The sequence below is a fragment of the Stenotrophomonas forensis genome, assembly GCF_028752115.1.
Classification (GTDB): domain Bacteria; phylum Pseudomonadota; class Gammaproteobacteria; order Xanthomonadales; family Xanthomonadaceae; genus Stenotrophomonas; species Stenotrophomonas forensis.
Genome location: NZ_CP082270.1, coordinates 1079269 through 1104686 on the forward strand (window position 1 = coordinate 1079269; position 25418 = coordinate 1104686).

Below are 25418 nucleotides of genomic sequence, written 5' to 3' on the forward strand. Positions count from 1 at the left end.
GCAGAAGATCCCGAATACATGGCCAAGATCGTTGTGACCGGCGGCGCTGCGCTGCACGGTGAAGTAAGCATCTCCGGCGCCAAGAACGCCGTCCTCCCCATTCTCTGCGCGACCCTGCTGGCCGATGAGCCGGTGGAGATCACCAATGTGCCGCACCTGCACGACGTGGTCACCACGGTGAAACTGCTGGGTGAACTGGGCGCCAAGGTCACCATCGACCAGGGCACGCTGTCGCGCGGCAGCGCGATCGTGGTCGATCCGCGTCCTGTGAACCAGCATGTGGCGCCGTACGAGCTGGTCAAGACCATGCGCGCCTCGATCCTGGTGCTGGGCCCGCTGCTGGCCCGCTTCGGCGCGGCCGAAGTGTCGCTGCCGGGCGGCTGCGCGATCGGTTCGCGCCCGGTCGACCAGCACATCAAGGGCCTGCAGGCGCTGGGTGCCGAGATCGTGGTCGAGAACGGCTTCATCAAGGCCTCGGCCAAGCGCCTGAAGGGCGGTCATTTCACCTTCGACATGGTCAGCGTCACCGGCACCGAGAACGTGCTGATGGGCGCGGTGCTGGCCGAAGGCACCACCATCCTCGACAACTGCGCGATGGAACCGGAAGTGACCGATCTGGCGCACTGCCTGATCGCGCTGGGCGCGAAGATCGAAGGCCTGGGCACCGCGCGCCTGGTCATCGAAGGCGTCGAGCGCCTGTCCGGTGGCCGCCACGAAGTGCTGCCCGACCGCATCGAGACCGGTACCTTCCTGGTGGCCGCGGCGATGACCGGTGGCAAGGTCACCGTGAATCGTGCGCGCCCGAACACCATGGACGCGGTGCTGTCCAAGCTGGTCGAGGCCGGTGCGAAGATCGAGACCACCGATGACAGCATCACCCTGGACATGCAGGGCAAGCGGCCGAAGGCGGTCAACCTGACCACCGCGCCGTACCCGGCGTTCCCGACCGACATGCAGGCGCAGTTCATGGCGCTCAACTGCGTGGCCGACGGCGTGGGCGTGATCAATGAAACGATCTTCGAGAACCGTTTCATGCACGTCAACGAACTGCTGCGGCTGGGCGCGGACATCCAGGTCGAAGGCCACACGGCCATTGCCCGTGGCCACGAACGCCTGAGCGGTGCGCCGGTGATGGCCACCGACCTGCGCGCGTCGGCGTCGTTGATCCTGGCAGGCCTGATGGCCGACGGTGACACCACCATCGACCGCATCTACCACCTTGATCGTGGCTACGAGAACATCGAAGAGAAGCTGTCTTCGCTCGGTGCCACCATCCGGCGCGTGCCATGATCCTGCGCGGCAAGTTCAGCCCGCGTCGCAAGGCGCTGCTGGCGCTGGTGCTGATCGTGCTGGCGTGGCTGGGCTACGCCTGGTACGCCAACATCGCCATCACCCAGGGCATCGAGCAGAAGGACATGGACTGGAACGGCGATGGCACCGTCTCGCGTGACGAGATCATCGAGTCGTTCTACGCGGTTGCGGTGAACGACAGCCAGGATGGCAACCGCCATTGCCGCACCTTCGTCTGGCGCAGCACGGGCGAGCAGATCCGCGTGGACTGCCGCACCGAGTTCACGCCAGCGGAAGCGAAGCCGGCCGAAGCGAAGAAATAAGAAAACGCCCGCGAAAGCGGGCGTTTTCCTTTCGGTAGTGCCGGCCGCTGGCCGGCAGCCCCATGAACCTCGTGGAGCATCGCGAGAATGCCGGCCAGCGGCCGGCACTACCGGTTCGCGCGTCAGTTCATCGCCTTGATGGTCAGGTCCAGCGCGTCGCGGTCGTTCTCACGCTGCAGCATGCGCGCCGGCACCGGGAACTCAGGCACGATCCACGCGATCAGTTCCTTGTTGCCGTCGGCGCGCGAGACCTTGGTGGCCTCGTAGCTCTTGCCACCCACGGTGATCGACTCCTTGCCGATCACGCGGTAGGTCATGTTCTTGATGCGCCCTTCGTCAACCATGCGATAGGTCAGCGGCTTGCCGGCGGCCAGGTCGCGGGCGATCGCCAGGTTGATCAGCAGTGCATCCATGTCACCGGCCTTCAGCGCGATCGGGCCTGCGCGGTCCGGCTTGATGTCGCCGGTCCAGGTGGCCTGGTTGCTGTTCCAGTTGTAGTTGGCCTGCACGTTGCGCTTCTTCACCAGCAGCGCCGAACGATCCTGGCTGCTGAGCGGGCGCAGCTGGCCGCGCACTTCTTCGAACACGGTGCTCTGGCTCAGGTCGGCCAGCTGGTTCTTCACCTGCAGCGTGTAGCGCCACTTGTTGGCTCCCTCGCTGCTCAGGGTCATGCTGCCATTGGCCTGCATGCCCATGTAGCTGGCCAGGTAATCGGCCTTGAACGGCTGCAGGGCCATGGCCGGCAGGCTGGCCATCGACAGGGCGGCCGCGGCGATCCAGGTGAGGGGGCGGGTCAGGGTGCTCATGCTCAGACTCCTTGGTATTCGATCAGGCGGAGGTCGACGCGGTCTTCGCCGTCTTCGCGTTGCAGGATGCGCACCGGGGTGGGGACACCGTTGGCGATCCAGAGGATGGTTTCATTGTTGCCGCCGTTGGTCCGGTAGACCCGCAGCGCGTTGTAGGACAGGTCGCCGACTTCGACGTTCTCGGTCTGCTGCGCGGCCTGGTAGTCATGCTGGCGGACCTTGCCCATGTCCACGTAGCGGTAGTGCATGGTGGCACCCGGGCGCGCATCGCGCATGATCGCCAGGTTGATCAGCAGCGCGCTCTGGTCGCCGGGCTGCAGCGGGATCGGCTGCGCACGTTCCTTTTTCACGTCACCGGTCCACTGCGCGGTACCGGCCTGCCAGTTGTAGGTGCCCACGGCCTTCTTGCCAAGGAACAGGCCCTTGCGCACCGTGCTCTGGCTCAGTGGCGCGTAAACACCGCCGCGTTCCTCGAACACCGTGCTCTGCTCGATGTTCAGGCCGAGCACGCTGGCAAAGCCGCGGCGGCCGACCACCTGCATGTCGACCCGCCACTGGCTGCCGCCGGTGTGGGTGACCTGCATGCTGGCGTCGCCGGCCTCCTTGCTCTTGTAGAACGCCTGGTAGGTCGCGGTGAACGGCTGCAACGGCGGTGGTTCCCACGCCAGCGCAGGCAACACCGGCGCCGCCGGCTCGGCAGGCGGCTGCACGGCAGGCACCGGCGCCGGGGAAGGCGAGGCGGCAGGCGCTTGCGCCTGGCCCCAGCCCGCAGCGGGCAATACAGCCAGCGACAGCAGCAGCGAAGTGGACAGCAGGGTCGTGGTCTTCATGAAGGACAGGGACCGCAGGGAGGGGCAGGATGCCAGCCCCGCAGTCAGCGGGGCGTGTGCACGGGCGTTACCGGTTCAGGTTCCCGGCGGAATCTAGGGCCAACGGGCTAAACAGGGGGTGACCATCCAGCTGGGGCTGTCCTTCCCGTTCAGTCAGGCGGCCGGCGCACAGCAGCTGCAGGGTGGCGATCAGCAACGGGTGCTCCACCGCCAGCACGCGCTCGGCCAGCGCCTGCGCATCGTCGCCGGGCCCCACCGGCACCCGTACCTGCGCCAGCACCGCCCCGGCATCCAGTTCCGGTACCACCAGGTGAACGCTGGCGCCGTGCTCGGCATCGCCGGCTTCCAAGGCCCGCGCATGGGTGTCCAGGCCCTTGTGCAGCGGCAGCAGCGAGGGGTGGATGTTGACCAGGCGGCCCTCGAAGCGCTGCACGAAGGCAGCCCCCAGGATGCGCATGTAGCCGGCACAGACGATCCAGTCCGGCGCCGATGCCTGCACGGCATCGCCGAGCGCCTGCTCATAGGCGGCGCGGTCGCTGAACTCCTTCGGCGCGTGTGCCCAGCGCAGGCCCGGTGCCACCCGCTGCAGCGCTGCGGCACCTGGACGGTCGGAGAACACGCCGACCACGTCGGCCGGCAGGCGGCCGTCGCCGATCGCGTCGAGGATGGCCTGCAGATTGCTGCCACGGCCGGAGGCCAGTACCGCAATGCGAGCGGTCATGCGACCACCGCGCCGCCTGGTTCGCTGAAGCTGGCGGCGACATCCGCACGCAGCAGCACGATCAGGGCGTATACGCCCAGCGCGATGCCCAGCGCGCCGCCCAGGCAGGCGGCACCGGCCGCCACCAGGCACAACGTGCGCTGGCAGCGCTGCCCCAGCCGGTTCGCAGCGGTCAGGCTGAGTATGCCCAGTGCACCGATGGCCAGCGCCGCGACAGCGAGGATCGCCGCCAGCAGCACAGGCGACATGCCCACCGTGGGGGTCCGGCTTTCGCTGATGTAGCCACCCAGTGCGGCCATCAGCAGGACAACGGACAGCGCCAGCTGGATGCCGCCGTAGACGCAGAACAGGATCCTGAGCGTGTGCAGGTGACCGCCGATCTGGAGCGCGGTCCAGCCAGGCGGCACGTTCAACGGGGGCGGGACGGAAGCCATGGAAATCTCAGCTGCGGGAAGGAACGTTGGCTTCGAAGGCCGCCTTCACCTGCGGACGCAGCAGGATGATCAGGCTGAACACCCCCAGCACCGTGCCAAGCGGCGCGAACAGGCAGGCCAGGCCGGCCACGATCAGGCACAGCAGGTAGCGGCGGCGGCCGGCCAGGCAGCGCCCGGCATAGGCGACGAACGCGCCGAGCGTCACGCCACCGAACACGATGACGCAGCCGATGATGGTGAACATCCAGCCGAACAGGCGCTGCTCGGCCGGCGACGTGGGCTGGCCACCGGAGTTCATCGGCAGGTGGCCGGTCAGTGCGCTGATGCCCAGCGCGATGTGGAGGATGAAGATCAGCGAGAACAGCGCGATCAGGCCGCCAACCACGTAGTGCGCGATGGACAGCATGCGCAGGTGGTCGGCATCCTGCGCGCTGAACACCGGCACCGTCGCCAGAGGCGGCGGCAGCGGGGCGGGGGACACGGGGGGCGTTGCGTCCATGCGGGCTCCTGGGCGTGCGATCAGCCGATGTGGACGCGCTCGGCGCCTTCGGCGCTGACCACCTGGCCGATGGTCCAGTGCTCCAGGCCCTGCGCCTTGACCGCGTCGGACACGGCAGCGAGCTGGTCCGGTGCAACGATCAGCACGAAGCCGATGCCGCAGTTGAAGGTGCGCCACATCTCGCTGTCGGCCACTGCGCCTTCCTTCTGCAGCCACTGGAACACCGGCGGCAGGGTCCAGGACGACGCCTGGATGTCCAGGCCGAGGCCTTCGGGCACCACGCGGATGATGTTCTCGGTCAGGCCGCCACCGGTGATGTGGGCCATGCCGTGGATGGCGTCGCCGTGCGACTTCAGCAGCGACAGGATCGGCTTCACGTACAGGCGGGTCGGCGCCATCAGCGCATCGACCAGCTTCACGCCGCCTTCCAGCTCCAGATCGGCCGGCTGGCCGGCGCGGTCGTAGATGCGGCGCACCAGCGAATAGCCGTTGGAGTGCGGGCCGGACGAAGCGATGCCGATCAGCACGTCACCGGCGGCGACGCTGGCACCATCCTTCAGTTCGCTCTTCTCGACCGCGGCGACGGTGAAGCCGGCCAGGTCGTACTCGCCCGGGGCGTACATGTCGGGCATTTCAGCGGTCTCGCCGCCGATCAGTGCGCAGCCGGCCTCGGTGCAGCCGTTGGCGATGCCACCCACGACCGCCGCGGCGGTGTCGATGTCCAGCTTGCCGGTGGCGAAGTAGTCCAGGAAGAACAGCGGCTCGGCGCCCTGCACCAGCACGTCGTTCACGCACATGGCGACCAGATCGATGCCGATCGTATCGTGGCGGTTCAGCTGGTGGGCCAGCTTCAGCTTGGTGCCCACGCCGTCGGTGCCGGACACCAGCACCGGCTCGCGGTACTTGTTGGACAGGTCGAACAGGGCGCCGAAGCCACCCAGGCCGCCCATCACTTCCGGGCGGAAGCTGCGCTTGACCAGGGGCTTGATCCGCTCGACCAGCTCGTTGCCGGCGTCGATGTCGACACCCGCGTCACGGTAGGTGAGGGGGGAGGGGGCGGAAGACGGGGTGTTGGTCACGGGCGTCGGCGCTGGCAGGGGTTGAACGGGCGATTTTAACAGGCCGCATTGGCGCAAAGTCCGTATTCGGGCAACAATTCCCCCGGATACGTCGAGCCAATGGATGTCCTGATGCGCCGCAGCCTGATTCTGACCCTGCTCATTGCACTGAGCCTGCCGGTGGCCACGATGGCCCAGAGCGGCCTGCGCACCGAGGGTGATGTCGCCACCGCCACTGGCGCGTACGAGGCAGAAGTGCCCGTCAACAGCCAGGCCGAAGCCGATCGCAACGGCGCCCTGGCCCGCGCGCTGAGCGTGGTTCTGGGCAAGTTGTCCGGCGATCGCAGTGTGATGTCCCGCCCCGGCGTGGTGCAGGCACTGCGCAATGCCAAGGACTACGTGGCCAGCTACGACTACAAGCAGGACCAGAGCGTGAGCGCCAGCGGCGCCCCCAGCTTCCGTACCCTGCTGGTGGCGCGCTTCCGCGAGGATGACGTGGATTCACTGGTGTCGGCGCTGGGCCTGCCGCTGTGGCCGCAGCCGCGGCCGAAGCCGGTGCTGTGGCTGGCGGTCGATGACGGCAGCGGCCCGCGCCTGGTCAGCGTGCAGCAGGCCAATGCCGCCCGCCCGCTGCTGAACCGCGCCATCGAGCGTGGCTACAAGCTGGGCCTGCCCAGCGGCGGCGCCGCCGAGCAGGCGCTGGCCGGGGCCATCTGGCGCCAGGACAGTGCCGCCGTGGCCCGCGCCTCCTCGCGCTATTCGCCGCCGATGCAGCTGATCGGCAAGCTGTACCGCGCCAATGGCGGCTGGCAGGCGGACTGGGTGTTCGTCGACAACGGCCGTGAACTGAACAAGTGGACCAGCAAGGACGCCAACGCCATGCGCGCGATGGCCGCCGGCGCCGACGGTGCCGCCGATGCGCTGGTCAAGCGTTACGCCAAGGCGGGCGTGGCCACCGGCCAGGCCGGGACCTATCGCGTGGTGGTGACCGGCATCAACAGCGCCGACGACTACCTGCGCCTGGCCGCCGGCCTGCGCGACGTGCCGGTGGTGCGCAACGTCACCCCGCTGCACGCCTCGGCAAGCCAGCTGGAGCTGAGCCTGGAGATGACCACCGGCCTGGCCGGCTTCAACCGCATGCTGGGCGACAACGGCGTGCTGGTGCCGAGCGCGCCGCTGCCGGCCCTGCCGACCCCGATCGATGACACCACCGGTACTCCGGTCGCCGCGCCGGTCAGCAACGAGTACCGCCTGCGATGACCCTGACCCCTGAAGCGGAAATCGCGCAGTTCCTGCGCCGCCTGAAGTACATCCTGTTCGCCGGCCTGGTCGGCTGGGTGGTGTGGCTGCTGGCGCCGATCCTGACCCCGTTCGTGCTGGCGCTGGCGCTGGCCTGGCTGGGCGACCCGCTGGTCGACCGCATCGAGGCCACCGGCCGCTCGCGCATGACCGGCGTGGTGCTGGTGTTCGCGGCGATGGTGCTGGTGATCGTGGCGTTGCTGCTGGTGCTGGTGCCGATGATCGAGCGCCAGATCACCACCCTGATCGCGGTCGCGCCGCAGGCGCAGGCGTGGCTGATGGAGAAGGGGATTCCCTGGTTCGAGCAGAAGACCGGCCTGGAAGTGATGCAGTGGCTGGATCCGGACCGACTGATCGAATGGGTGCGCAGCCACTGGCAGCAGGCCGGCGGCTTCGCCACCACCTTCATGGGCTACGTCTCGCGCTCGGGTTTCGCGATGGTGACCTGGGTGGTCAACATCCTGCTGCTGCCGATCCTGGCGTTCTACTTCCTGCGCGACTGGGACAAGCTGGTCGAACGGGTGGCGTCGGTGATCCCGCGCAACCACATCGGCACCATCAGCGCGCTGGCGCGTGAGTCCAACGAGGTGCTGGGCGCGTTCATCCGCGGCCAGTTCCTGGTGATGCTGGCGCTGGGCGTCATCTACGCCGGTGGCCTGTCGCTGGTCGGGCTCAAGCTGGGCCTGCTGATCGGCCTGATTGCCGGGCTGATCAGCTTCATCCCGTACCTGGGCGCGACTACCGGCATCCTGATGGCGGTGGTGGCCGCGCTGGTGCAGGCACAGGGCTTCGACCTGAAGCTGCTGATCCTGGTCGGCGTGGTGTTCACCGTCGGCCAGCTGCTGGAAAGCTACGTGCTGACCCCGCGCATCGTTGGCGACAAGATCGGCCTGCACCCGGTGGCGGTGATCTTCGCGGTGATGGCCGGCGGCCAGCTGTTCGGCTTCCTCGGCATGCTGCTGGCGCTGCCGGTGGCGGCGGTGACCAACGTGCTGCTGCGTTATGCCCACCAGCGCTACCGCCAGAGCGAGCTGTACGTGGGTGAGAAGCCGGCGATCGTGCTTGATGGCGTGGTCGACCAGCCTCATATCATTCTTCCGGATGACAAGGGCCCCGACCTGAAGTGATGGGTGTGCCGCAACTGCCGCTGGCCCTGCATTACCCGCGGGACCAGCGCCTGGAGACCTTCATCGGCGCGCCGGATGGCGCGCTGGCGCAGCTGCGTGCGATCGCGGTCGGCGCCAGCCACGATTGGGTCTACCTGGAAGGCGCGGCGGGTACGGGCAAGACCCATCAGGCGCTGGCGATGTGTTCCAGTGCCGAGCAGGCCGGCCGCCTGCCGACCTACGTGCCGCTGGCCAGCGCTGTGGGCCGTGTGCGCGCGGCGCTGGATGGGCTGGAGTCGCGCGAGCTGGTGGCGCTGGACGGTCTGGACGAAGTGGCCGGCAACCGCGAGGACGAGATCGCGCTGTTCGATTTCCACAACCGCGCGCGCGCTGCCGGTGTGACCGTGCTGTACACGGCGCAGAAGGCACCGGGCGAACTGGGCCTGCTGCTGCCGGACCTGCGTTCGCGGCTGGGCCAGTGCGTGCGCGTGCTGCTGCAGCCACTGGATGAGGAAGGCCGCGCGGCGGTGCTGCGCGAGCGCGCGCTGCGCCGGGGCCTGGCGATTGATGAAGCGGCCATCGAGTGGCTGCTGTCGCACACTGGGCGCGAGCTGGGTGGGTTGATCACGCTGCTGGATTGGCTGGACCGCGAGTCGCTGGCGGCGAAGCGGCGGATCACCGTGCCGTTCCTGCGCCAGGTGCTGGAAGAAGGCCGGCCGCGCTACTGAGGTTGGGGTTTGCTTTGCAGGGCTGCGCCCTGCACCCGCCGAAGCAACGTCAACGTCAACGTCAAAAGCTGGCTTCCTGAGGGGAGGCGGGGCGCTGTGGGCTTGCGGGGCCGCCGTAAACCCATCCATGGGGGCTTGGTCGCCGCATCCATGCGGCTCACACCCCGCAAGCCCACAGCGCCCCGCCTTCGACAGATTCCCGCGATCTGCCGGGACTGCGTACTGCACTGCTGTTGGTGGGTGTCGACCTTGGTCGACGCGTGTCTTGCTTGTGGTGGGTGTCGACCTTGGTCGACACATGCGAGCGAGCGCAGCGATGCGACCCGCTTTTGCTTTTCTTTTTCTTTTCCGTGGCTGGACGCCCACGGAAACTGTCAGGGGCCGGGCGGGTGGGCCATGCAGGGGCGTTGGCGCCATGGATGGCGCCATCGAGCTTACAGGGACGTACTTGCAGCGTCCCCTGCATGGCCCACCCGCCCGGCCAAGCACGCGATCCGCTCTACGCGACCAGCCACGAGGGGCTCAGCCGTTCGCTGCCAACTCAACATCCAGCGCGCGCAGCCGATCCACCGTCCCGACATCGGTCCAGCGCCCACGATGGTGCTGCCCGGTCATCAACCCCTGTGCCATGAAATGCTTCTGCAGCGGCACCACCGAGAACTTCGGCGGCCGCCGCTCGCTGCCCGGGGCATCCCCGATCACCGCGCGCCAATCGGCCACGATCGAAGGGCGGTATACACCGATACCGGCATAGGTCAGGCACGGGCCTTCGCGGTCGTGATGCAACACGCCCTGCGCGTCCAGCCGATAGTCACCGTGCGGGTGCTGCACAGGATTGTCGACCAGCACCAGATGCGCCTGGCCCTGCGGCTCGCGGGGCAGCGTGGCGAAATCGAAATCGGTCCAGATATCGCCGTTCACCACCAGGAACGGCGCATCACCCAATACCGGCAGTGCGTTGAGGATGCCGCCGCCGGTTTCCAGCGGGGTCTGTCCTTCGTACATGAAATGCAGGTGCAGGCCCCACTGGCTGCCATCGCCCAGCGCTGCCGGGAACTGCTCGGCCAGCCATGCGGTGTTGACCACCACCTCGCGCACGCCGAGCGCGGCCAGGCGTTCAAGATGCCAGACGATCAGCGGCTTGCCGGCCACGTCCAGCAGTGGTTTGGGCGTATGCAGGGTCAGCGGGCGCATGCGCTCGCCGAGGCCTGCGGCAAAGATCAGCGCCTTCATCGGGCCACGCGCATCGGTGCGGCCAGCTCGGCCAGCGCCGGCTTGATGCGGTCTTCCAGCAGCTGCTGCAGCGGCGCCAGCTCGCGGTAGCGTGGCAGCACTTCATCCAGGTAACCGATGAAGCGCGGCGCGTCGTCCAGGTAGTGGCCCTTGTTGTCGCGATAGCGCAGGCGGCAGAACAGGCCGAGGATCTTCACGTGGCGCTGGATGCCCATCCAGTCGGCATCGCGCAGGAAGGTGGCGCGGTCGGGCACCGGCAGGCCGGCAGTACGTGCGCGCTCGTGGTACTGCGCCAGCCATTCGTCCACGCGCTGCAGCGGCCAGCTCAGGAACGCATCCTTGAACAGGCTCACCGCGTCGTAGGCGATCGGGCCGCGCACCAGGTCCTGGAAATCCAGTACGGCCGGGCCGTTGTCGACCGGCATCAGGTTGCGTGGCATGTAGTCACGGTGGGTCATCAGCTGGGCCTGGCCGAGCGCGTTGTCCATCAGCCGGCGGTGCACCAGCTGCAGGCCTTCGATCTCGCCGCAGTCCAGCTCCAGCTGCAGGTGACGCTGCAGGAACCATTCGTCGAACAGGCCGGCATCACGCTGCAGCAGCGCTTCGCCGAACTGGCCGAAGTCGGCCGGCACCGGGATCGCCTGCAGGCGCAGCAGCTGTTCGATGGAGCGGCCGAACCACTCATCGGCATTGCGCTCGTCGAGGATCTTCGCCAGGGTCGGGCCGCCAAGGTCTTCCAGCAGCAGGAAACCGGCGTCCAGGTCCTGCGCCAGCAGTGCAGGCACGCGCAGGCCGTGCTCGTGCAGCAGGCCGCGCATGCGCAGCCACGGCCGCGGATCTTCCAGCCCCGGCGGCGCATCCATCACGATGTGGCTGCCGCGCGCGCTGGTGGTGCGCCAATAGCTGCGCATACCGGCATCGACCGAGGCACGTTCGACCACGGCGTTGGCATCATCCAGCTGGATACGGGCCCACTGCAGGCGCTGCGAGCTGCGCTGGGGATCGGAGGCGGGTTCGGTCATGCAGGCATATCCGGGCGCGCCTGGCGCGCCAACGTCGGGAACAGAAGGGAAGGGGGAATCAGCGTCAGCGACGACCGCTGAACAGGCGCAGGATCGCCAGCACGACGATCGCGCCGAGCACGGCACCGAGGAAACCGGCCGGTTCACCGGGGGCGTACCAGCCCATGTACTGGCCGAACCAGCCGGCCAGCAGCGCACCGAGAATGCCCAGCACGATGGTCAGCAGGCAGCCCATGCGGTTGTTGCCGGGCATGAAGAAGCGCCCAAGCAGGCCGACGAAGAAGCCGACCAGGATGATGTAGAGCCAGCTGCTGCTGCCGAACAGACCATTCATGTGCATGCGTTCCGCTAGGGGTGGACGCAGCCTAGCAAGGCCAGGCTGCGTCCGTCACGGGTGCCGGATCAGCAGCAGCCGTGGTCGCCGTGGCGGGTGCCGCTGTCAGCGGCCACCGGCGAACCGCTGGTCTCGCCGCGCAGGCTGGCGGCGTAGTGCTCGCTGATCACCTTGGACACGCAGGCGGTGACCTTCTTGCCCATCGGAATGTGCAGGAACTCGTTCGGGCCATGCGCGTTGGAGTGCGGGCCGAGCACGCCGGTGATCATGAACTGGGCGCCCGGGAACTTCTCGCCCAGCATTCCCATGAACGGGATCGAGCCGCCTTCGCCCATGTACATCGCCGGCTTGCCGAAGAAGGCCTGGCTGGCATCGTCGATGGCCTGGGTCAGCCACGGTGCCATGGCCGGAGCGTTCCAGCCGGTGGAGGCCTTCTCCAGGTCCAGGGTGACGTGGGCGCCGTTCGGCGGATCGCGCAGCAGGGCTTCCTTCAGCAGTTCGCCGCAGGTCTTGCCATCGGCGGTCGGCGGCAGGCGCAGCGACAGCTTCACCGAGGTCTGCGGGCGCAGCACGTTGCCGGCCGATTCCAGCGGCGGCATGCCGCCCACGCCGGTGACCGACAGCGCCGGGCGCCAGGTGCGGTTGAGCACCAGCTCGGTCAGGTCTTCGTTCATCGGGCGCAGGCCGTCGACCATCGGGAACTTCTCGAAGATCTCGGTATCGACCACTTCGGCGGCGCGCTTGGCCTGCTGCAACCGCTCGGCCGGGATGTCCACGTTCATGCCGTCGATCAGGATGCGGCCGGTGTCCTGATCCTCGATGCGCGACAGGATCTGGCGCAGCAGGCGGAAGCTGGACGGGATCACGCCGGAGGCATCGCCGGAATGCACGCCCTCGTTGAGCACCTTCACGGTGAAGTTGCCGCCGGTCAGGCCGCGCAGCGAAGTGGTGCACCACAGCTGGTCGTAGTTGGCACAGCCCGAATCCAGGCAGACCACCAGCGACGGCTTGCCGATGCGGTCGGCCAGGTGGTCGACGTAGGCCGGCAGGTCGTAGCTGCCGGACTCTTCACAGGCTTCAATAAGCACCACGCAGCGGGCGTGCGGCAGGCCCTGGGCCTGCAGCGCCAGCACCGCGGCCAGCGAGCCGAAGATGGCGTAGCCGTCGTCGGCGCCGCCACGGCCGTACAGCTTGTCGCCGCGCAGGACCGGGGTCCACGGGCCGAGGTCGTCGTCCCAGCCGGTCATTTCCGGCTGCTTGTCCAGATGGCCGTAGAGCAGAATGGTGTCGTCGCCGGTTTCGGCGCCGGTGGCCGGAATTTCCAGGAAGATCAGCGGGGTACGGCCTTCCAGGCGAACCACTTCAACCTTCAGGCCGGGCAGCTGCTGGGCCTTGGCCCAGTTCTCCATCAGGGTGACCGCCTGTTCCATGTAGCCGTTCTGCACCCAATTGGCGTCGAACATCGGCGACTTGTTGGGAATGCGGATGTAGTCGACCAATTGCGGGACGATCTCGCTGTCCCACTTGTCATTGACGAATTGGCCGAGCTTGGCGCTGTCCATCTGAAACTCCGGTTGCATGGGCTGATCCACGCATTCTACGCCTGTGCTGGGGGTAGGGTTTTTCCTACATCACGTCGGGTATTTGGCTGGCTTACGGAAATGCGGGAAACCGATAGGCTGTGCACATGTGGTGACGGACACTGTTTCGACCGACGGGAATGCCGGTCGGGGCAGCCAGAACCACAAGGAGATACACGTCGTGCCTTGGTTTGTCGTGTTGAGGGCACTGGTGCTGATGATGGGGGTCGCGGGGGCACATGCCGCCGAACTGATCGATATCAACCGCGCCGATGCACAGGCGCTGCAGCAGGGATTGACGATGGTCGGAGCCACCAAGGCCGAGGCGATCGTCGAGCACCGGCGCAGACACGGCCCGTTTCACCGCGTCGAGGACCTGGCGCAGGTGAAGGGGATAGGGAAAGCAATCGTCGAACGGAATCGGCAGCGGATCACCGTAGGCAACAGGTTGTTGCCAGCGGATCCGGTACCTGGATCGGTACCGGTGCGGACCGTACCGAGGCGCTGACAGCAGGAATCGTCGGAACCGGCAGGAGGCTGGTTCACCGGACACGGACAGGATGGCCGTGACCACCGACCGCCGCAGGACGCGGCACCAATCACCAGGATGGTGGCATCACAGACCTGTGGAAGGGGCTGAGATACAAATAGGACAGACGCGGCCGCGTGCAGGATGCAACGCTACCCCCACAGCGCAGGATGCGAGGGGGCGGCAGCAGGCCGACAAGGACGTAACGATTGCCCGGTACGACACATGGCTGTGTCGCCGGGCAGTTTCATTTCCGGCGCCCGGTTTTGCCGCGGCCACCACGGGCCGATGGTGTACGGTGGCCGCTCCGCATGGAAAGGACACCGCTGGATGCTTCCGCGCCGCCCCACGACCCTGATGCTCGCCCTTGCGCTGGCCCTGCCGCTGCTGGCCTACGCCGCTGCGCCGACGCCGGCGGCCAAACCGACCGCTGCTGCCGCCCGCACCGCAGACGTGCGCGGGCCGACCGACCTCAAGCCGGGCGAGTTCCTGTGGCATCCGGAAATCTCGCCAACCGGCCCGATCGTGCTGGTGGTCAGCCTGGATGAGCAGCGGGCCTACGTGTACCGCAACGGCATCGCCATCGGCCTGACCACGATCAGTTCGGGCAAGGCCGGGCACGAGACGCCGACCGGTGTGTTCACCATCCTGCAGAAAGACAAGGACCACAGGTCCAACCTCTACAACAGCGCGCCGATGCCGTACATGCAGCGGCTGACCTGGGATGGCATCGCCCTGCATGGCGGCAGCCTGCCTGGCCACCCGGCCTCGCACGGCTGCGTGCGCCTGCCGCAGGCCTTTGCGCAGAAGCTGTTCAGCGAAACCCAGCGCGGCGATACCGTGGTGGTGGCCGATGCCAAGAGCTCGCCGATGACCCTGGCCTATCCCTCGGTGCTGGCACCGGTGAATGCGCGCGGGCAGGCGCTGCCGGAAACCGAGGGCGGCAGTGCCGCACAGGCCTGGTGGAACGACAGCGCGGCCCCGGCCGGCCAGGTCGGCATCCTGGTCAGCCTGCACGACCAGCGCCTGTACGTATTGCGCGATGGCGTGATGATCGGCGAGTCGCCGCTGAAGGCCGACGCCCTGCCGGCGTTCCAGGGCACCACCCTGTTCGTGATGGGGCAGGGCTACAGCGATACCCCCAGCCCGCTGGATGTGAACCAGCGCCTGCACCAGTGGACGGCCTACCCGCTGCTGGGCCAGGACCGTGCCCAGGCCACCCCGGACCTGCTGGCCACGCCCTCGCTGCCGATGGCGCTGCCGGCCGATTTCGCCCGCCAGCTGTACCAGGTGCTGGTGCCGGGCACGACCCTGCTGGTTACCTCGCTGCCGGCGGTCCGCCCAAGCCCGGCTGAATCCGGAATGCAGCCGGTCTTGGAATCCGAGCCGCCAGGGTCCACCCTGAAGGGTAATTGAGCCTCCCCGTTGTGCACATGACTGCATCCCGCCTGTGCCGGCTGGCCGCGTTCGGCCTGCTGGCGACCTCCGCCAGCGCCCCGGCGCTGGCACAGACGCCCGCCCTTGCCACCAGTGCCGATGATCTGGCCGCCTTGCTGTCGCGCAGTGCGCCCAAGGCCGACCGCCACGTGTTGCAGCTGGCGGCGCACGCCATGCGCTGTGCGTTGCAGCGGCCCGAGCTGGGCATCAATGGTGATCGCCTCAGCGTGATCGACTACTCGCGGCCGTCCACCGAGCCGCGGCTGTGGGTGTTCGACCTGGCCCACCAGCGCCTGCTGTTCGAGGAATGGGTGGCGCACGGACGCAACAGCGGCGACAACCGCACCGAGCATTTCTCCAACCGCGACGGCAGTTTCATGTCCAGCCTCGGCGCGTTCACCGCGCAGGAGACCTACATGGGCGGCAACGGCTATTCGCTGCGCCTGGCCGGGTTGGAGCCGGGCTTCAACGACCGTGCGCGCGAACGCGCGATCGTCATCCACGGTGCGCCCTACGTGAACCCGGCCACCGCGCAGCTGCAGGGGCGGCTTGGCCGCAGCCTCGGCTGCCCGGCCGTGCGCCTGTCGGTGGCCAGGCCGCTGATCGATGCGTTGCGTGGCGGCACGATGGTGTTCGCCTACTACCCCGACCAGGACTGGCTGAAGCATTCGCAGCTGCTGGGTGGCGAGTGTGGTGGCCAGGGCACGCTCGCCACGCGGTGATGCACGACGGCGCGCGGCGTGATGCAATGCGCCGATGAATATCGACTCCTTGCTGCACACCCCGAGCCAGGTCATTTCCAGCCTGGACTATCGCCGCGAACGCTGGCGGAATGGACTTGGCTGGACCCGCGAGATCCTGCGCCTGCCGGCACAAGGCGATGACTGGGCGCTGCGCCTGTCGGTGGCCGAGATCGAGCAGGATGCCGCGTTCTCAGCTTTCCCCGGCGTGGAGCGCGAGCTGGTGTTGCTGCAGGGCAATGGTGTGCGTCTTCGCTTCGAGGATGGCCGCGTGGCCGAAGTGCTGCCACCGCACGGTCGCGTGCGGTTTGCTGGTGAGGAAGCGCTGCATGGCGAACTGGTCGATGGCACCACCCATGACTTCAACCTGATGTGGAAGCGCGATCTGCTGCAGGCCGAGCTGTTGCACCGGCCGCTTGTGGGGTCGATGTTCTTCTTCTGCGAACCGGGCGTGGCCTGGGCGCTGCACCTGCTGGCCGGTCATGCAACGTTCGGCGCCGACAGCGGCTTGCCGCCGTTGCAGGCCGGAGATACGGCGTGGTTGTCGGCCGGTGAGCGGCAGCGGCATGCGTTGCAGGGCGGTGGCGAACTGCTGGCGATACGGGTGAGTCCGGCGATGATGGAATGACCGGGTAGAGCCACGCCATGCGTGGACGCGGCCGCCGATACCGCGTCACCGTGCGAACCAAGGTTCGCACCCACCAGAAGACGGTTCGCATCTACCAGAAGGCGGTTCGCACCCACCAGGAGGCGGCGGCCTCAATACACGTCGCGCCGGTAACGACCGGCCAGCAACAGCGCTTCCTTGCCCTCGGCACCAAGCACCTGCTCGATCACCGCATCCACGGCTGGGGCCATGCCCTGCAGGCTGCCGCAGACCAGGATCGTCGCGCCTTCGTTGATCCACTGCCGCAGTGTTGCCGCTTCGGCCAGCAACCGATCCTGCACGTAGCGATGCGTGCCGCCGTCACGGCTGAACACCGTATCCAGCCGCGCCAGCGTACCGTCGGCCTGCATCGCCCGCAGCTCTTCCCTGAAGTGGAAGTCGTGCGCGGCGGTGCGCTCGCCGAACAGCAGCCAGGTGCGATGTGCACCGCTGCGCGCGCGTTCGTGCAGATGTGCGCGCAGGCCGGCGATGCCGGTGCCGTTGCCGATCAGCAGCAGCGGCACATCTGCGGCGACGCCATGGAAATTGTCGTTGCGGCGCAGACGCAGCTGCACCGGTTCGCCGATGGCCGCGTGGTCGCACAGCCAGCCGCTGCCGATGCCGGGTGTGCCATCGACGCGCAGCTGGCGACGCAGCAATAGTTCCACCGCGCCATCGGCCATGACCGAGGCGATCGAGTACTCGCGATGTGGCAGCGGCTGCAGGGTCGCCAGCAACGCAGGCAGATCCCCGGCAGGGACCAGTGACGGCAGGTGCGAGCGTTCGACGCGGGCAAGCAATGCCTGGCCGTCGTCCAGCACGGTGTCCGCATTGAAGCCTTGTGCATCCAGCCACGCGCGCGCGCTGTGGCGAGCGTGCTGCGGACCGATCTCGGCGATGTCGCCGGCCTGCCACTGCACAGCGGCGCCAGCGGGTGGCTGCAGGCGCAGCCAGTACACCGGGCCACCGGGGCTGCCCGGGTTCAGGTGCTGGCGCTGCAGCAGCGTCCACGGCTGGTACTCGGCCGGGCTCCAGTCGGGCAGTTCACTGGCGCCGCCGCCGAGCTGCCCCAGCAACTGCTGCCAATGACGCAGCGCGGCCGGATCGGCGTTGTCGACTTCGATCGCATCGAACAGCGGATGCGCACCGTGCTGGCGCAGCCACTGGTCCAGTTGATGGCCGAATCCACAGAAGTGCCCATAGCTGCGATCGCCCAGTGCGAGCACGCCGTACTGCAGGTGCTGCAGCGACGGCGGCGAGGCCATCACACCGCGCAGGAACTGCAGCGCGTGATCGGGCGGGTCGCCTTCTCCTGTGGTGCTGGCAATGAACAATGCACGCGGGCTCCCCGTGAGCAGTGAGGCGTCTACTTCGTGCAGCCCGCGCACACGCACCGGCACGCCGGCACCGCGCAGGGCGTCGGCACTGCGTTCGGCCAGTTCGCGGGCGAATCCGGTCTGGCTGGCCCAGACCAGCAGGATCGGCGCGGTATCGCCCGATGGGGCGTCGTCGCGCGGGCGGCCACGCCACCACAACGCAGCGCAGGCCAGTGCGTACAGCGCCGTGGCGATCAGCGCGATCTGTGTTTGCCGTATCGGCGGCGCACCCTGCCACCAGGCCTCGCCCAGGTGCAGTCGCAGCAACGCCCAACCGATCAGCGCCAGCATGAGCAGGACGAGGGCGTTGCCGAGCCACGCGCGCGACGGCCGTGCGCTCATGCATCCTGCTCGTCGAGCAGGCGCTGGAAGGCGCTGCTGAGGAATTCGCGCGGGCCGTCTGCTGTGCGTTGCAGGTAGCGCACGGCCAGCCCCTCGCGTTCGGCCAGTGCCATGCCGCGCTCGCGGCCGAGCACGGTCAGTGCTGTGGCCCAGGCATCGGCATGCATCGCGTCGTCGGCGACCACGGTCACCGCCGCTGCAACTTGGTGCACCGGCATGCCGGTACGCGGGTCGAGGCTGTGGCTGTAGGCCTGGCCATCGGCCTGGTACTGGTGCCAGCGATCACCCGAAGTGGCCACCGCAAGCCCGTCCAGCGCGAGTACGCGTGGCGGGGTCCCGGTGTGCGCATCTTCTTCCGGCGCCGATTCCACCAGCACGCGCCATGGCTGGCCGTCGGGCTTGCGGCCATAGCCGGCCAGCTCGCCGCCGACTTCGATCAGTGCCGCAGCGATGCCTTGTGCGCGCAACCAGGCGGCAACGTGATCGACGCCGAAGCCTTTGGCGATCGCAGAGAGATCCAGTTCCAGCCCGCCCGGCTGCAGCAGTGCGTCGTCCTGCCACTGCAGGCGCTGCCAACCACAGCGGTCGCGCGTGGCCTGCAGGGTGGCGGCATCGGGTTGTCGGCGTTCACGGGCATGCGCACCGAAACCCCACAGTGCAACCAACGGGCCAAGGGTGGGGTCGAAGGCGCCGTCACTGGCAGCCGCGATGGCCTGTGCGCAGGCCAGCACCTGGCGCGTCTCGCCCGGCAGCGTGCACCACTGGCCGGCCTCGGCGCGGTTGTAGCGGCTGAGGTCTGAACCGGATTCCCAGGTGCTCATCTGCGCGACCACCTCGTCCAGCCGCGCCTGGATGCCAGCATGCAGCGGGTGCAGGTCGCGCTGGCGCGACGCGACCAGCGACACACTCCAGGTGGTGCCCATGGTGGTGCCACCGAGGCGGGCGATATCGAGCGGGGTATCGGTCATGGTGGTGCGCAGGCGCGATGCCGGGGCTGGCCCGGCATCGCGATCTGCATCATTACTGCGGCAGCACTTCCAGCGTGGCGACGTAGCTCAGGCGGCGCTTGGCGGCCTGCTTTACCGAGGTTTTCTTGTCTTCGGTGGCGGTTTCCAGCCAGTACATGCCGGCTTCCGGCCAGGTCACCTTGATCTCGCCCTTGGCGTCGCTGGTCAGCTTCAGCTCGTCCTGCGCATTGCGGTAGCGGGTGGCGCCACGCACGATCTCGAACTCCAGGCCAGCGGTCGGCTTGCCATCGACCAGCACGCGGAAGGTGGCTTCCTCACCGGCGAACAGGTCGTTCGGGTGGCCGACGGCAACCAGCTCGATGCCGCGGTTGGTTGGCTTCAGTGCGGTGTCATTCGGCGCACCGTTGGTGACGAAGGTCTCAACGCGGCCGACCGACTGGCTCACTTCCAGCTTCTTTGCGTCCTTCGGCAGTTCGCCGAAGGTGGCGACGCTGCCGCGCCAGCGCTTGCGCTCGCCGTTCTGCTCGTAGGTGGCGAACAGGCCGTCATTGACCGAGGCGATGCGATAGGTGCCCGGCTGCTTCAGTTCGAGGTCGAACACGCTGCGGTACTTGCCGGTGGACGCGTTCTGCGGCTGCACGGTGCTGCCATCCGGGGCGGTGATCACCAGCGATTCCAGGCGCAGCGGCACGTGGTTGAAGTAGAACAGGTCGTTGGAGACCGCACCGTCGACGGTGATCCACGGCGCATTGCCGGCGATCACGGTCTGCGAGGGCAGCAGCCAGGCCTTGTGGGCCAGGGCGGAGAAGGGAAGGGCAGCGGCCAGGGCGGCGGCGAGGACGAGCGTGCGCTTCATGCGGAAGACTCCAGTGGATGCGGGGTGGTGCGACAAGGGCGAGGGGATTACGACTTAATCCCCTCCGTCCCTTTTTCAGGGTTTGACGGCGAGGGTGACCTGGCCCAGTTCGGTGGCGCCCTGCGCCTTGCCGTTCTGCGCGGCGGTGGCCGGCCAGGTGAAGGGGATCTTCAGCAGTTCACGGCCGCCGACTTCACGCACCGCTTCGACCACCAGGGTGTAGTTGCCCGGTGCCAGCTGCTTCAGCGCCGGCTGCTTGTCGGTGAACGACAGCGCGTGCTTGCCGGCCGGGCGGGTCGGGCCGGTCACACCGTCCACCGGCACCTGCAGGGTGCGGCCGCTCTTGCGCCACCACTGGCGCAGGTCGGGCAGCCACTTGGTGCCATGGCCTTCGCTGTTGCTGGTCTGCTGGTACCAGACCGACAGGTTGGCCGCGACCTTCTGGTCGGCGCCTTCCAGCCACACCGCCACATACGGGCGGTGATACTCGGCCACGTTGAGCTTGGGCACTTCGACGTTGATGTCGAGGGTGGCGGCGTAGGCCGGCGAGGTGGCCAGCAGGCCGCTGAGGGCGATGGTCAGGGTGACGCGCATGGAGCGGCTCCGGGAACGAGGGAAAAGTCAGTGGATCAGCAGCAGGGCGATCAGCAGCGGAATCATCAGGCCGAGGCCGACCAGCGGCCAGGTCATGCGCCGCTGCCGCGCATGCAGGTGCAGCAGGAACAGGCCGGTGATGCAGAACACCAGGCAGGCCACGGCGAACAGGTCCAGGAACCAGCCCCATGCCGGGCCCGCGTTGCGGCCCTTGTGCAGGTCGTTGAGGTAGGAGACCACGCCGCGCGAGGTTGATTCGTACTCCACCGCGCCGGTTTCGCGATCGATGCTCAGCCAGGCGTCGCCACCGGGGCGCGGCAGCGACAGGTAGATCTCCTCGGCCGACCACTCGGCCGGGCGCCCGCCAATGGCGATGCCCAGCTGGGTGTCCAGCCATTGCCGGGCCGGGCGCGGGATCGGCGCGTTGCCGTCCTCGCGCGTGCCCAGCTGGCCCAGCAGCTCGGCCGGCAGTTCCAGGTGCTGGTTCTGCACCTCGGGCTTGGCCTCGATCTTCGCCGCATGGTTGAGGGTCAGGCCGGTCACCGCGAACAACAGCATGCCGATCAGGCACACCGCCGAGCTGATCCAGTGCCACTGGTGCAGCGTACGCAGCCAGAAGCCACGGCTCTGTTGCTGCTGCACGGTGGAAGAAGCAGGACGGCTCACGGCACGGTTCGGGGCGGATGGGGACTGCTCATTACATCATTGATGAGAATAGCTCGCAATTGCGTGTCGTTCTGTATCCCTGGGAGCGGTGCCGACCGAGGTCGGCACCCACCGGGCCAAGGCGATGCCGGCCAGCGGCCGGCACTACCGGTGCGCGGCGGTCAGAACTTCGCGTTGAGCGAGATCCAGTAACTGCGGCGCTGGTCCTTGGTCGCGTAGTCGTCCACGCAGTTGAACTCGCTCGGGCTGATCAGCAGGCACGACTGCGAGACGAAGTTCTTGTCGAACAGGTTGTTGACCCGTGCGTTCACCGTCAGCCACGGCGTGGCCTGCCAGCTGCCACCGAGGTGGAAGATGGTGTAGTCCTCGTAGTAACGGGTTTGGCTGACGCCATTGGCGTCGAGCAGGGTGTCGCGGTAGCGGTCGTAGCGGCCCTCGCCGATCAACGACAGGCTGATGGCCTCGTTGATCTGCCAGTTGAGGCTGGCGTTGGCCATGTGCTTTGCCGGCGTGGTGCCTGCGATCGGGCGTCCCTTGTCGGGACCGCTGGTCTGCTCGCTCTTGGTCCAGGTGTAGTTGCCACGCAGCTGCAGGGTGTCGAGCAGGTCGACGTGCGCGGCGAGCTCGGCGCCACGGGTCTCGGCCTTGTCGATGTTCACGCTCTGGGTGAAGGTGCTGTAGCCCAGCGCCGCCCAGCCCGGGCCGATGTCCACGCAGTAGCCGCTGCCGGCCGGCGCCACTTCGCAGTTCGGGAAGGTGCCGCCGCTGGCGATCTTGTCCTCGAACTTGTTGATGAAGCCGGTGACGTTGAAGCCCCAGCGCTGGCCTTCGTAGTACGCGGCCAGCTCGTAGTTGGTGCTGGTCTCCGGCTTCAGGTTGGGCGAGCCGACCAGCGGCAGCACGCCCTGGCCACCAAAACCGGTGATGCCCGGGAACAGCTGGTCCGGACGCGGGGTCTTGTAGCCGGTGCTGACGCCACCCTTGAAGGTCCACGCATCGCTGGCATTCCACACCAGGTAGCCGCGCGGGCTGACATGGCTGCCGAACACGTTGTGGTCGTCGTAGCGCAGGCCGAAGGTGGCGGTCAGGGTGTCGGTCAGTGCCCAGTTGTCCTCGGCGAACAGCGCCCACATGCGGTGCTTCTGCTTCGTGTTGCTACGGTAGCCGGCACCGTCCATGCCGAACACGCCGTCGATCATGTCGGTGTCGTTGTACTGGCCGCCGACGGTCAGCTTGTGCGCGCCGAAGTCGAGGTCGAGCATGGTGTCGAGCACGTAGCCTTCCAGTTCCATGGTGCGCAGCGGACGCGGCAGGAACGCCTGCAGGCGTGCCATTTCGCTCGGGTTGAGGGCGGCCAGTGCATTGCCACGCCCGGCCGCGCAGTTGTTGGCGGCGCCGGTGCGACGGCAGACGTCATTCCACAGCGTCTGCAGGTTGGCGCGTTCGTCCAGGGTCAGCGGCAGCGAGCGGCCCAGGTTGCTGCTCTTGCTGTGGGTCAGCGAGGTCTGCCAGGTGCCGAAGCTGTAACGGCCCTGGTGGGTCAGCGACAGCTGGTCGCGCTCGTAGCGCTGGTAGGCGGTGTAGCCCACGCGCGGCTGCACCACGCGGCGGGTGACCGTGCCGCTGCCGTTCGGGTTGGGAATGACCGCGTTGCCGACGCGCCACAGGCTGGCCAGGCTGTCCAGCGTGCCGGTCTGGCCTTCGCTGTTGTCGTACTTCTGCCGCGACACGTCGTAGTCCAGCCACAGCTCGTGGTCATCGTTGACGCGGAAATCCAGGCGCACGCCGGTGTTCCAGTTGGTGTTGGCCACCGACTTGCCACCGCCACCGAAGCCGATGCTGCGCTCCCACAGCGTGCCATCGGGCAGGGTCAGCGCCTCCCATTCCGGGTTCGATGCCTTGGCGTCGTAGTAGCTGCCGCGCACCGCCAGGCTGAGGCGATCCTTCAGCAGCGGGCCGCTGAGGTACAGGTCGGTGGTGCGTGCATCGCCGAACTGGTCGTCCTGCTGCACGGTGAAGCCCTGGGTGAGCGCGCCATGCCAGCTGTCCTGGTTGCGGCGGGTGATGATGTTGATGACGCCGCCCATCGCATCCGAGCCGTACAGCGTGGACATCGGGCCGCGTACCACTTCGATGCGCTCGATGGCATCCAGCGGCGGCAGGTAGGCGAACTGGCCACCGCCGAAGTTGTTCGGGTACAGCTGGCCGACGTTGCTCTGGCGGCGGCCATCGATCAGCACCAGGGTGTACTCGGAGGGCAGGCCGCGCATCGAGATGGTGGCGCGGCCGTTCTTGTCGGTCGCTTCCAGGCCGACGTCGATGCCTTCGACGTCGCGCAATGCATCGACCAGGTTGGTGTAGGGACGCTTGCTCAGTTCCTCGCGGCTGACCACGCTGATGCTGGCCGGTGCATCGATCACTTTCTGTTCGAAGCCGGACGCGGTGACCACCACCTTGTCCAGCGTCTGCGGTGCACCGGCGGCGTCACCGTGGGCGAAGGCGGGGGCGGAAAGGGCCACCAGCACGGCGCTGGTCAGCAGGGGGCGGGACAGGGACGAACGGACACGATGGCGCTGGGCCATGGCAGTTACCTCGAAGGATGCAGGGTGGTGCATTGCCATGCGCGAAGGGCGCGGCAGGCACGGAAGGCCCGGTCAGGGGCAGCAGGGATGGAGCAGACGGGAATGAAGCAGGCAGCGGCGCGCGCAGGTGACCGCGCACGCGGTCACCCCAGGCCGTGGATCAGGCGAGCGGCGGCGCCTGGCCGCGTTGCTGGCGGCGCCCGGGCGCATCGGCCCAGGGCGTATCCGGAGCGGCCAGTGGCCAGTCCGGGCGCACGCCGGGCATGGCCGGCGTGGCGGGAACGAGTTCGAGTTCAGTGCGCAGCCACTGGCTGGCCAGCAGCAACGGCGGAGGTGACTTCTCGGCCGCTTTTACCGGGGCAGCGGCACAGCGGCGCAGCTTGGCGGGTGCTTCTTCCTGCAGCGGGCCTTCGCCGCCGCGCTCTTCCAGCGGCACCTGCACGGTCATCGGCGCCGGCGAATGCGGCAGCAGCGGCAGCGTGCCCAGCAGCAACGCCAGCATCGCCACCCACGCCAACAGGCTGGCCAGCGCAGGACGCTGGCCGCGCATGGCGGTGCCCATCTTGCGATGGATGAGTGGGCGAGGGCGAAGCGGGCGCAGCAAGCAGGAATCCCCGGACGTCTGCCGGCAGGGGCCGGCATCAACGGGGCGAGATTGTAATGAGAGCGGTTAGCGGTTGCAAATGAGAATGATTGCCAAGATGTCGCAGGCCCGGCCGTGTCCGCCTCAGACTTCGCTCCAGCGGCGCAGCAGGTTGTGGTACACGCCGGTCAGCTGCAGCACCGCCTCGGCGTCGCCGCCGGTCTGCCGCAGGCGTTCGATCGAGCCGTCCATTTCCCACAGCAGGCGGCGCTGCACGTCGTCGCGGACCATGCTCTGCACCCAGAAGAACGAGGCCACGCGCGCGCCACGGGTGACCGGATTGACCTTGTGCAGGCTGCTGGACGGGTACACGATCAGGTCGCCGGCCGGCAGCTTCACCTCGTGCTCGCCGTAGGTATCGCTGATGACCAGCTCGCCGCCCTCGTACTCTTCGGGCGCGGACAGGAACAAGGTGCAGGAGATGTCCGAACGCAGCTGCTCGCCGTTGGCCAGGTTCATCACCGCGCCATCGACGTGGAAGCCATAGGTGCCACCGCCGCTGTAGCGGTTGAAGCGGGGTGGCAGGACCTTCAGCGGCAGAGCGGCAGCGAAGAACAACGGGCTGCGACCCAGTGCGGCGAGTATGCGCTGCCCGAGTTCTGCCTTCAGCGGCGAGGCATCGGGCAGTTGCTGGTTGTGCTTGACCTGCGCACCCTGCGCGCCGACGGTCTCGCGACCGTCGGCCCAATCGGCCGGATCCAGCCGCTGGCGCATCTGTGCCACCTCTTCCGGGGCGAGCACGTTGGGTATGTGCAGCAGCATGGTGGTTCCTCTGT

At 67.8% G+C, this 25418-nt stretch carries 27 protein-coding genes; 9 read left to right on the forward strand and 18 right to left on the reverse strand.

Going from position 1 to position 25418, the window contains the following annotated elements; translation table 11 throughout:
- Window positions 1-18: 18 nt before the first annotated feature.
- Together murA and K5L94_RS05095 are read left to right on the forward strand one after the other, a co-directional pair.
- Window positions 19-1290, forward strand: a complete 1272-nt coding sequence (murA, locus tag K5L94_RS05090; protein WP_274512092.1) for a UDP-N-acetylglucosamine 1-carboxyvinyltransferase — start codon at window positions 19-21, stop codon at window positions 1288-1290.
- A complete protein-coding gene (locus tag K5L94_RS05095; protein ID WP_164242736.1) occupies window positions 1287-1613 on the forward strand; it encodes an EF-hand domain-containing protein in 327 nt (108 codons plus the stop codon). Before murA ends, K5L94_RS05095 begins: the two co-directional genes overlap by 4 nt.
- A gap of 122 nt (window positions 1614-1735) precedes the next feature.
- On the opposite strand, the gene K5L94_RS05100 is transcribed toward K5L94_RS05095, so the two are convergent.
- The 6 genes from K5L94_RS05100 to purM form a co-directional block, all read right to left on the reverse strand.
- Window positions 1736-2419 (reverse strand): DUF3108 domain-containing protein, encoded by a 684-nt coding sequence (locus K5L94_RS05100; RefSeq protein WP_053449013.1) that lies wholly within the window; start codon window positions 2417-2419, stop codon window positions 1736-1738.
- A 2-nt stretch (window positions 2420-2421) separates the two neighbouring features.
- The gene (locus K5L94_RS05105) at window positions 2422-3249 is read right to left on the reverse strand and encodes a DUF3108 domain-containing protein (protein WP_053511541.1); all 828 of its coding nucleotides are present in this window, start codon (window positions 3247-3249) and stop codon (window positions 2422-2424) included.
- A gap of 67 nt (window positions 3250-3316) precedes the next feature.
- Window positions 3317-3970 carry a phosphoribosylglycinamide formyltransferase gene (purN, locus tag K5L94_RS05110; RefSeq protein WP_164242737.1) on the reverse strand — a complete coding sequence of 218 codons (654 nt, stop codon included), beginning with the start codon at window positions 3968-3970 and terminating at the stop codon, window positions 3317-3319.
- Window positions 3967-4404 carry a hypothetical protein gene (locus K5L94_RS05115; RefSeq protein WP_154582922.1) on the reverse strand — a complete coding sequence of 146 codons (438 nt, stop codon included), beginning with the start codon at window positions 4402-4404 and terminating at the stop codon, window positions 3967-3969. Before K5L94_RS05115 ends, purN begins: the two co-directional genes overlap by 4 nt.
- A 7-nt stretch (window positions 4405-4411) precedes the next feature.
- Window positions 4412-4903: a hypothetical protein gene (locus K5L94_RS05120; RefSeq protein ID WP_274512095.1), complete on the reverse strand. Its 492-nt coding sequence runs from the start codon at window positions 4901-4903 to the stop codon at window positions 4412-4414.
- A gap of 20 nt (window positions 4904-4923) precedes the next feature.
- Complete coding sequence (gene purM, locus K5L94_RS05125; protein ID WP_053449018.1) at window positions 4924-5982, reverse strand: phosphoribosylformylglycinamidine cyclo-ligase; 1059 nt, start codon at window positions 5980-5982, stop codon at window positions 4924-4926.
- Window positions 5983-6081: 99 nt separating this feature from the next.
- Between purM and K5L94_RS05130 the strand changes: the two genes are divergently transcribed.
- Genes K5L94_RS05130 through hda form a run of 3 tightly spaced genes read left to right on the forward strand, consistent with a single transcriptional unit; the run spans window position 6082 to window position 9094 of the window.
- Window positions 6082-7221, forward strand: a complete 1140-nt coding sequence (locus K5L94_RS05130) for a DUF2066 domain-containing protein (protein ID WP_053449019.1) — start codon at window positions 6082-6084, stop codon at window positions 7219-7221.
- Window positions 7218-8387 carry an AI-2E family transporter gene (locus K5L94_RS05135; protein ID WP_006423004.1) on the forward strand — a complete coding sequence of 390 codons (1170 nt, stop codon included), beginning with the start codon at window positions 7218-7220 and terminating at the stop codon, window positions 8385-8387. The genes K5L94_RS05130 and K5L94_RS05135 overlap by 4 nt, the downstream gene beginning before the upstream one ends.
- Window positions 8387-9094, forward strand: a complete 708-nt coding sequence (gene hda / locus K5L94_RS05140; protein WP_053449020.1) for a DnaA regulatory inactivator Hda — start codon at window positions 8387-8389, stop codon at window positions 9092-9094. The genes K5L94_RS05135 and hda overlap by 1 nt, the downstream gene beginning before the upstream one ends.
- Window positions 9095-9616: 522 nt before the next feature.
- Here the strand turns inward: hda and murU are convergent.
- From murU to K5L94_RS05160, 4 genes are all read right to left on the reverse strand, one after another.
- Window positions 9617-10327, reverse strand: a complete 711-nt coding sequence (gene murU / locus K5L94_RS05145) for an N-acetylmuramate alpha-1-phosphate uridylyltransferase MurU (protein WP_053449021.1) — start codon at window positions 10325-10327, stop codon at window positions 9617-9619.
- Window positions 10324-11349 (reverse strand): aminoglycoside phosphotransferase family protein, encoded by a 1026-nt coding sequence (locus K5L94_RS05150; RefSeq protein ID WP_053449022.1) that lies wholly within the window; start codon window positions 11347-11349, stop codon window positions 10324-10326. Before K5L94_RS05150 ends, murU begins: the two co-directional genes overlap by 4 nt.
- A 64-nt stretch (window positions 11350-11413) precedes the next feature.
- Window positions 11414-11683 (reverse strand): GlsB/YeaQ/YmgE family stress response membrane protein, encoded by a 270-nt coding sequence (locus K5L94_RS05155; RefSeq protein WP_053449023.1) that lies wholly within the window; start codon window positions 11681-11683, stop codon window positions 11414-11416.
- A 68-nt stretch (window positions 11684-11751) separates the two neighbouring features.
- Entirely contained in the window at window positions 11752-13245 is a 1494-nt protein-coding gene (locus K5L94_RS05160; RefSeq protein WP_274512097.1) for a M20 family metallopeptidase, read from the reverse strand.
- A gap of 199 nt (window positions 13246-13444) precedes the next feature.
- Here K5L94_RS05160 and K5L94_RS05165 point away from each other — a divergent pair, with 199 nt between their 5' ends.
- The 4 genes from K5L94_RS05165 (at window position 13445) to K5L94_RS05180 (ending at window position 16597) form a co-directional block, all read left to right on the forward strand.
- On the forward strand, window positions 13445-13771 hold the full coding sequence (locus K5L94_RS05165; protein ID WP_274512098.1) for a ComEA family DNA-binding protein: 327 nt from the start codon (window positions 13445-13447) through the stop codon (window positions 13769-13771).
- Window positions 13772-14122: 351 nt separating this feature from the next.
- On the forward strand, window positions 14123-15208 hold the full coding sequence (locus K5L94_RS05170) for a L,D-transpeptidase (RefSeq protein ID WP_274512099.1): 1086 nt from the start codon (window positions 14123-14125) through the stop codon (window positions 15206-15208).
- Window positions 15209-15225: 17 nt separating this feature from the next.
- Window positions 15226-15951, forward strand: a complete 726-nt coding sequence (locus K5L94_RS05175) for a murein L,D-transpeptidase catalytic domain family protein (RefSeq protein WP_049457007.1) — start codon at window positions 15226-15228, stop codon at window positions 15949-15951.
- Window positions 15952-15985: 34 nt separating this feature from the next.
- The gene (locus K5L94_RS05180; protein ID WP_274512100.1) at window positions 15986-16597 is read left to right on the forward strand and encodes a HutD/Ves family protein; all 612 of its coding nucleotides are present in this window, start codon (window positions 15986-15988) and stop codon (window positions 16595-16597) included.
- A gap of 131 nt (window positions 16598-16728) precedes the next feature.
- Here K5L94_RS05180 and K5L94_RS05185 read toward each other — a convergent pair whose 3' ends face one another.
- The 8 genes from K5L94_RS05185 to K5L94_RS05220 all read right to left on the reverse strand — a co-directional run bounded on the left by K5L94_RS05185 (window position 16729) and on the right by K5L94_RS05220 (window position 25404).
- Complete coding sequence (locus K5L94_RS05185; RefSeq protein WP_274512101.1) at window positions 16729-18333, reverse strand: sulfite reductase subunit alpha; 1605 nt, start codon at window positions 18331-18333, stop codon at window positions 16729-16731.
- Complete coding sequence (locus tag K5L94_RS05190; RefSeq protein ID WP_274512102.1) at window positions 18330-19301, reverse strand: FAD:protein FMN transferase; 972 nt, start codon at window positions 19299-19301, stop codon at window positions 18330-18332. Before K5L94_RS05190 ends, K5L94_RS05185 begins: the two co-directional genes overlap by 4 nt.
- Window positions 19302-19353: 52 nt before the next feature.
- Window positions 19354-20157 carry a DUF4198 domain-containing protein gene (locus K5L94_RS05195; RefSeq protein ID WP_274512104.1) on the reverse strand — a complete coding sequence of 268 codons (804 nt, stop codon included), beginning with the start codon at window positions 20155-20157 and terminating at the stop codon, window positions 19354-19356.
- A 75-nt stretch (window positions 20158-20232) separates the two neighbouring features.
- Window positions 20233-20751, reverse strand: coding sequence for a DUF2271 domain-containing protein (locus tag K5L94_RS05200; RefSeq protein WP_006423068.1), 519 nt, complete (start codon window positions 20749-20751; stop codon window positions 20233-20235).
- Between the two features lie 27 nt (window positions 20752-20778).
- Window positions 20779-21417, reverse strand: coding sequence for a PepSY-associated TM helix domain-containing protein (locus K5L94_RS05205; protein ID WP_164085616.1), 639 nt, complete (start codon window positions 21415-21417; stop codon window positions 20779-20781).
- Window positions 21418-21578: 161 nt separating this feature from the next.
- Window positions 21579-23999 (reverse strand): TonB-dependent receptor domain-containing protein, encoded by a 2421-nt coding sequence (locus K5L94_RS05210; RefSeq protein WP_053449032.1) that lies wholly within the window; start codon window positions 23997-23999, stop codon window positions 21579-21581.
- Between the two features lie 160 nt (window positions 24000-24159).
- A complete protein-coding gene (locus tag K5L94_RS05215; RefSeq protein ID WP_053449033.1) occupies window positions 24160-24561 on the reverse strand; it encodes a hypothetical protein in 402 nt (133 codons plus the stop codon).
- Window positions 24562-24726: 165 nt separating this feature from the next.
- Window positions 24727-25404 (reverse strand): Fe2+-dependent dioxygenase, encoded by a 678-nt coding sequence (locus tag K5L94_RS05220; RefSeq protein WP_053449034.1) that lies wholly within the window; start codon window positions 25402-25404, stop codon window positions 24727-24729.
- Window positions 25405-25418: the final 14 nt, after the last annotated feature.

Coding starts and splice junctions, on each gene's coding strand:
- murA (WP_274512092.1), top strand. CDS start 19: ATGGCCAAGATCGTTGTGACCGGCGGCGCTGCGCTGCACGGTGAAGTA.
- K5L94_RS05095 (WP_164242736.1), top strand. CDS start 1,287: ATGATCCTGCGCGGCAAGTTCAGCCCGCGTCGCAAGGCGCTGCTGGCG.
- K5L94_RS05100 (WP_053449013.1), bottom strand. CDS start 2,419: ATGAGCACCCTGACCCGCCCCCTCACCTGGATCGCCGCGGCCGCCCTG.
- K5L94_RS05105 (WP_053511541.1), bottom strand. CDS start 3,249: ATGAAGACCACGACCCTGCTGTCCACTTCGCTGCTGCTGTCGCTGGCT.
- purN (WP_164242737.1), bottom strand. CDS start 3,970: ATGACCGCTCGCATTGCGGTACTGGCCTCCGGCCGTGGCAGCAATCTG.
- K5L94_RS05115 (WP_154582922.1), bottom strand. CDS start 4,404: ATGGCTTCCGTCCCGCCCCCGTTGAACGTGCCGCCTGGCTGGACCGCG.
- K5L94_RS05120 (WP_274512095.1), bottom strand. CDS start 4,903: ATGGACGCAACGCCCCCCGTGTCCCCCGCCCCGCTGCCGCCGCCTCTG.
- K5L94_RS05130 (WP_053449019.1), top strand. CDS start 6,082: ATGGATGTCCTGATGCGCCGCAGCCTGATTCTGACCCTGCTCATTGCA.
- K5L94_RS05135 (WP_006423004.1), top strand. CDS start 7,218: ATGACCCTGACCCCTGAAGCGGAAATCGCGCAGTTCCTGCGCCGCCTG.
- hda (WP_053449020.1), top strand. CDS start 8,387: ATGGGTGTGCCGCAACTGCCGCTGGCCCTGCATTACCCGCGGGACCAG.
- murU (WP_053449021.1), bottom strand. CDS start 10,327: ATGAAGGCGCTGATCTTTGCCGCAGGCCTCGGCGAGCGCATGCGCCCG.
- K5L94_RS05150 (WP_053449022.1), bottom strand. CDS start 11,349: ATGACCGAACCCGCCTCCGATCCCCAGCGCAGCTCGCAGCGCCTGCAG.
- K5L94_RS05155 (WP_053449023.1), bottom strand. CDS start 11,683: ATGAATGGTCTGTTCGGCAGCAGCAGCTGGCTCTACATCATCCTGGTC.
- K5L94_RS05160 (WP_274512097.1), bottom strand. CDS start 13,245: ATGGACAGCGCCAAGCTCGGCCAATTCGTCAATGACAAGTGGGACAGC.
- K5L94_RS05170 (WP_274512099.1), top strand. CDS start 14,123: ATGCTTCCGCGCCGCCCCACGACCCTGATGCTCGCCCTTGCGCTGGCC.
- K5L94_RS05175 (WP_049457007.1), top strand. CDS start 15,226: ATGACTGCATCCCGCCTGTGCCGGCTGGCCGCGTTCGGCCTGCTGGCG.
- K5L94_RS05180 (WP_274512100.1), top strand. CDS start 15,986: ATGAATATCGACTCCTTGCTGCACACCCCGAGCCAGGTCATTTCCAGC.
- K5L94_RS05185 (WP_274512101.1), bottom strand. CDS start 18,333: ATGAGCGCACGGCCGTCGCGCGCGTGGCTCGGCAACGCCCTCGTCCTG.
- K5L94_RS05190 (WP_274512102.1), bottom strand. CDS start 19,301: ATGACCGATACCCCGCTCGATATCGCCCGCCTCGGTGGCACCACCATG.
- K5L94_RS05195 (WP_274512104.1), bottom strand. CDS start 20,157: ATGAAGCGCACGCTCGTCCTCGCCGCCGCCCTGGCCGCTGCCCTTCCC.
- K5L94_RS05200 (WP_006423068.1), bottom strand. CDS start 20,751: ATGCGCGTCACCCTGACCATCGCCCTCAGCGGCCTGCTGGCCACCTCG.
- K5L94_RS05210 (WP_053449032.1), bottom strand. CDS start 23,999: ATGGCCCAGCGCCATCGTGTCCGTTCGTCCCTGTCCCGCCCCCTGCTG.
- K5L94_RS05215 (WP_053449033.1), bottom strand. CDS start 24,561: ATGGGCACCGCCATGCGCGGCCAGCGTCCTGCGCTGGCCAGCCTGTTG.
- K5L94_RS05220 (WP_053449034.1), bottom strand. CDS start 25,404: ATGCTGCTGCACATACCCAACGTGCTCGCCCCGGAAGAGGTGGCACAG.